Here is a 4,336-nt window from a genome sequence, read left to right on the forward strand (position 1 = left end):
AGGATGGGTAGAGCGAAGCGAAACCCATCGATGGCGGGTTAGCCCCTCGGTTCCGCGTAACCCACCGATTGACGGTCGTTCGGTGGGTTACGCCGCACGCGAAGCACAGTGATCGGCGATCGGTCAGTGCTGATGTGCGCCTAACCCACCCTACGAAACAATGCGTAATTGAACGCGATTTCGAATAACCTGCCGTCACTCGCCCTTCGGTCCCCACAAGCTTACGGTGCCGGACACCTCGTTCGAAACGGCGATTAGAGGCTTGCCGGTCGGACTTTTATGGGCCGGTACGAAGTCGATCACTTCCGGGCCGCTGTCCGGCCCCACCGGCGTGGCTGCAAAATCGCGGTTTTGCAGATATTGGACGATGGCCGGCGAGGCCGGATCGCCCAAATCGACCACGACCACCCCGCCCACGCGCTCGAGGCCGATGAACCCGTAGGTCCGGCCGTTCACCACACCAGTGGCGGCGGCTTCGGGCTCGGGGCCCTTGTTGTCGCTGCGGTCGTCGAAGGTGTTGTTCTCGTTGTTGGAATTGAAGTTGGCGGGCAATTCGGCGGCGATGATCTGTTCGAGCTGATCTCCGCTGTCATAGACCAGACCGCCGGTTTCGCCGTCCCACACCGAAAACGATCGGGCGCCGAAAGCGTAGACCGTCGATTCCGCATCCGACCCGGCGGCGGGCATCTTCGTGGTTACGGTGAGACGCCCCAGCGCGGCATTGTCGCGCAGTGCCGCCGTGAAGGAGTCATTGGTCGTAACGCTGCGCACACGGGCTTCTTCGGCGAGACCGGGATATTCGCGGGCGTCGCCCTCGTTGGCGGAGAGTACATAGTCCTTGCCGCCGATCCGGAAAGCGGCGAGCCCATCCGGCTGGTACATGCCGTAGACCCGCCCCTGAGGCCAGGTGCTGATGTTGACGGCATTGTCGCGGTCGCTGGCATCGAGGCCATTGCCGGCCTGCGAGTGGTCCTTGAAGCCGAGGTCGACGATTTTGTCCACCTCGAGGGCTTCGAGGTCGAGTATCGCGATGGCGTTGTTTTCCTGCAGCGACACCCAGGCCTTCCGGCCGTTTTCATCGACCGCGATGTATTCTGGCTCGAGATCGAGCGACGGCCGCGTGGACCCAAAGATGCGCACGCCCGGCGGCAGATCGCCGGCGCGCGGCTGATCCGGGTCGAAGGCTTGGAAACCGATCGTCTTCACCGAAAACTTGCGGCGGGGCAGTACGTCGATCACGCTTACCGAGCCCTCAGGATCGACATGGCCTTCTCCATATCCCGAAGGCTCGCCCTCGTTGGCGACCAAAACCCTCTTGCCGTCCGGCGTGAAGGTCACCATATCGGGGCCGGCGCCGACCTCGACCGCTCGCAGATTGGAACCGCCCGGCGAAAAGAAAACCACTTTGCCCGGTTCGGTGCCCGACTCCACTGCCGCCGCCACGAGCCCGTTCCCGACGGCGACGCTGGTGACTTCGGAACCGTACGCGGACAGGTCGAGCCGCTTGAGACGCACCGGTTGTTTCGGATCGGAGATGTCTACGATGTCGACCGAAGCGTTCGCGGCATTCGAAACGTACATCTTGTCGCCCTTGACGGCCACGACCTCGGCCGAGGTCTGGCCGGTCAGACCGGTGGCATAGCTGCCGACCAGTTCGAACGCGGGGCCTGCTGCGGCGACCGGGCCGGGCAGGATTCCCGCAAACAGGGCGGCAGCACCGACCGAGGTCGTCCGCGCCGCATCGAGCGCGCGAATGCCGCTCGCCAAGGCCCCCTCAAATTTCAAACGGAACAGTTTGGTTTTCATTCTTGTGACTCCGAGTTAGCGCAGGTGAAATGAACGCGGTTCAAAACAATCCTTCCAATGGCTGGACTATCCGAAAGTCGGGACGCTACTGGAATCACGTTAAGGCGGTGTGACAAGCCTGCTCCGGAGTATCGGCTAAGCCGGACCTACGCCTAACGCGGAAGGTCGCTTCAAGCGGAAAAAACGAACACCCGTAACACAAACTTAACCCATTTGAAAGAAAGCGAAGATACAGTGTCGCCAGTCTTACAAACGAGAAGTCGAGGAGACCGATCATGCTTGCTCATGTCAGAAAACCGCCTGTCGTTTTTGCATTGGCGCTCGGTCTTGGGTTGAGCCCGGCAGGGCATGCCGCCATCTGGAAAGCGACATTGAATCAATCCAATGCCGAATCCGTGTTTCCGGACAATGCGGATTACCTGACCGTGTTCATCCGGGACGGCAGCGATGCCGCCGGACTTTTGCTGAACGGCTATACGACGACGAGTGATGACGTCGTGTTCAGCGTCGACGCGCTTTCCGTGCTGGACTCGAAAGCGGGTACCAACTACGGTATCGATACTTTTGCATTCAACACCACATTAAACCCTGGCGGTTTCACCGCTAATAACTTCAAGTTGCCCAGCGGATGGAGCCTCGGGTCCGGCAATGCCGATGGTTTCGGCGATTTTGAACTCAAGACAGGCGGCGGCGGCCAAGACCGCTACGATCCGGTCTGGTTCGCCATCACCGGGATCAACGGCGATAACGCAAGCCACTATTTCGCTCTTTCCGGTAAAAACGCCGGCCAGGGCAATTATTACTTCGCCGCCCACGTCGCCGGTTTCAACGAAGCCCTGACCGGCGGAACGGGCGGCGCGTGGTTCGCAGGCTCGAACGGTCAACCGGGTACCGCGCCCGAACCTGTTCCCGTTCCCGCAGCTTTTTGGCTGTTCGGCTCCGCTGTCACCGGTTTCGCTTTCGCCTCCCGGCACTCCAAACCACGCCTCGTGTAAAAAGGGAGTCTTGAAGAAGAAAGACGCGAAGCCTATCGCTCGTTGCCGGATGAAGAACGAGGTTGCGTGTAAATGGTGGCCGATAAACGCGAACCGAAACACCGGGACCGTACGAGCGCCACTCACTCCGCGCCAATGGCTGGAGGTGCTCCTTGCCGCAGCCTGATCCTCGGCATTAGCGGTGCGCGGTAGAGCATCCGCCTCACTTGGGATGAAAGACCGATGCCACCGGGCCACTTGCGTGCTTGCAAAATAAGCAGCCGGTTTGACGGAGGTCAAGTCTCGATCTGGATGCCGACTGCGGCGCTGGCTATCATGCCCTAGATGTTGACGCAGACCCGCCGGGTAGCCCGCAGACGGAGCGGATGATCCCCCGGACGTCTCGCCTGCGCCAACCACGCACCTCCCGCCTCACCCCGATCGTCCCGATCGCCGGGCGAAGCTTCGGGGAGGCCGAGTTCAAGCTTTCCAACTAACGAGGAGTTGTCCTTATGAATAACCACCTTGGCGACGACCGATCGTGCCGCGCTTATTTCCACATCGTCGACATCGACCCCGCCACCGAGAGCGTCGTGATCCAATATGTCGAGAATGACTGGATACGAGGAATGGACCAGACTCGGCACCTGCCTTGGGTGGAGTTCTTGAACGGCTTGAGGGAGGGGCGCTATGAAATTCATCGCGCGAACTGACGACTGAGCCCCTTCGGCGGCAGCCGTCCGCTTCCTCCATGATCTTCCAAACGCATCCCACGCGGCGAATCGCGATCTCGGTCCGGCCTTCCGAACCCGCCGACAATCGACTCGGATTTCGAATCATCGCTGCCATCCCGAAATCATCCTGACGGATGAACCATGTTCGGCGCTCGACCCCATTGCGACGGCCAAAATCGAGCACCTGGTCGCGGAATTGAAGCGTCAATTCACCCTTGTAATCGTGACCCATTCGCTGCAGCAGGCCGCGCGGGTTTCGGAGCGCATCGGATTTTTCCATCTGGGACGATTGATTGAAGTGGGGGAAACGGCCGAGGTCCTTACCCATCCGCGTCATCCCTTGACCAAAAGCTATATCACCGGCCGCATCGGCTGATTCCGAATTCCGATACCGGACGCTTGACGCGACGACCGTATGCCCCTGACCTTTTTCGTAAAAGGGTTCTCGATGCCGCATTAGAGCGTTTTCATCTCGCTCGTACGGCAAAACAGGCTTGGCGGAAGTCGTGGCGCCTTGAGTTCGGGTGAATTGCTTCAAGCATTCGTAGACGCGTGGCCGGGACGTGGCGTCGGGAAGGGATTCCCGACCTACAGGGTGCATGGTTGTAGGTCGGCAATCCCTTGCCAACGAACCCTTTGGCCCAACGGCGTCGTCGGGAAGGGTCGCGACTAAAGCGACCGTTTGCGATTGGGAGGGATTCCCGACCTACTCGCGAATGCCCGTACAGTAGGTATAAAAATGCTCTAATCGAACTGCACGGCAGGATGGTCGATACTTTCAGCAGCCGAGAAGCGATCTCCACCCCCGGCCTACCGCCTCAA

General features: G+C 60.1%; 4 protein-coding genes. 3 read left to right on the forward strand and 1 reads right to left on the reverse strand.

Going from position 1 to position 4,336, the window contains the following annotated elements:
• Positions 1-195 precede the first annotated feature (195 nt).
• Entirely contained in the window at positions 196-1,806 is a 1,611-nt protein-coding gene (locus ABJK70_RS20895; RefSeq protein ID WP_347258996.1) for a choice-of-anchor I family protein, read from the reverse strand.
• 275 nt (positions 1,807-2,081) lie between these two features.
• Between ABJK70_RS20895 and ABJK70_RS20900 the strand changes: the two genes are divergently transcribed.
• The 3 genes from ABJK70_RS20900 to ABJK70_RS20910 all read left to right on the forward strand — a co-directional run bounded on the left by ABJK70_RS20900 (position 2,082) and on the right by ABJK70_RS20910 (position 3,890).
• Positions 2,082-2,801, forward strand: coding sequence for a hypothetical protein (locus tag ABJK70_RS20900; RefSeq protein WP_077730058.1), 720 nt, complete (start codon positions 2,082-2,084; stop codon positions 2,799-2,801).
• Positions 2,802-3,292: 491 nt separating this feature from the next.
• Positions 3,293-3,493: a hypothetical protein gene (locus ABJK70_RS20905; protein ID WP_077730057.1), complete on the forward strand. Its 201-nt coding sequence runs from the start codon at positions 3,293-3,295 to the stop codon at positions 3,491-3,493.
• Positions 3,494-3,710: 217 nt separating this feature from the next.
• Positions 3,711-3,890, forward strand: a complete 180-nt coding sequence (locus ABJK70_RS20910) for a hypothetical protein (RefSeq protein ID WP_205780751.1) — start codon at positions 3,711-3,713, stop codon at positions 3,888-3,890.
• Positions 3,891-4,336 lie beyond the last annotated feature (446 nt).

The sequence above is a fragment of the Methylocaldum sp. genome (assembly GCF_039794385.1).
Classification (GTDB): Bacteria; Pseudomonadota; Gammaproteobacteria; order Methylococcales; family Methylococcaceae; genus Methylocaldum.

Excerpts from the sequence above, each read along its gene's own strand:
- ABJK70_RS20895 (WP_347258996.1), bottom strand. The coding sequence starts at position 1,806 with ATGAAAACCAAACTGTTCCGTTTGAAATTTGAGGGGGCCTTGGCGAGC.
- ABJK70_RS20900 (WP_077730058.1), top strand. The coding sequence starts at position 2,082 with ATGCTTGCTCATGTCAGAAAACCGCCTGTCGTTTTTGCATTGGCGCTC.
- ABJK70_RS20905 (WP_077730057.1), top strand. The coding sequence starts at position 3,293 with ATGAATAACCACCTTGGCGACGACCGATCGTGCCGCGCTTATTTCCAC.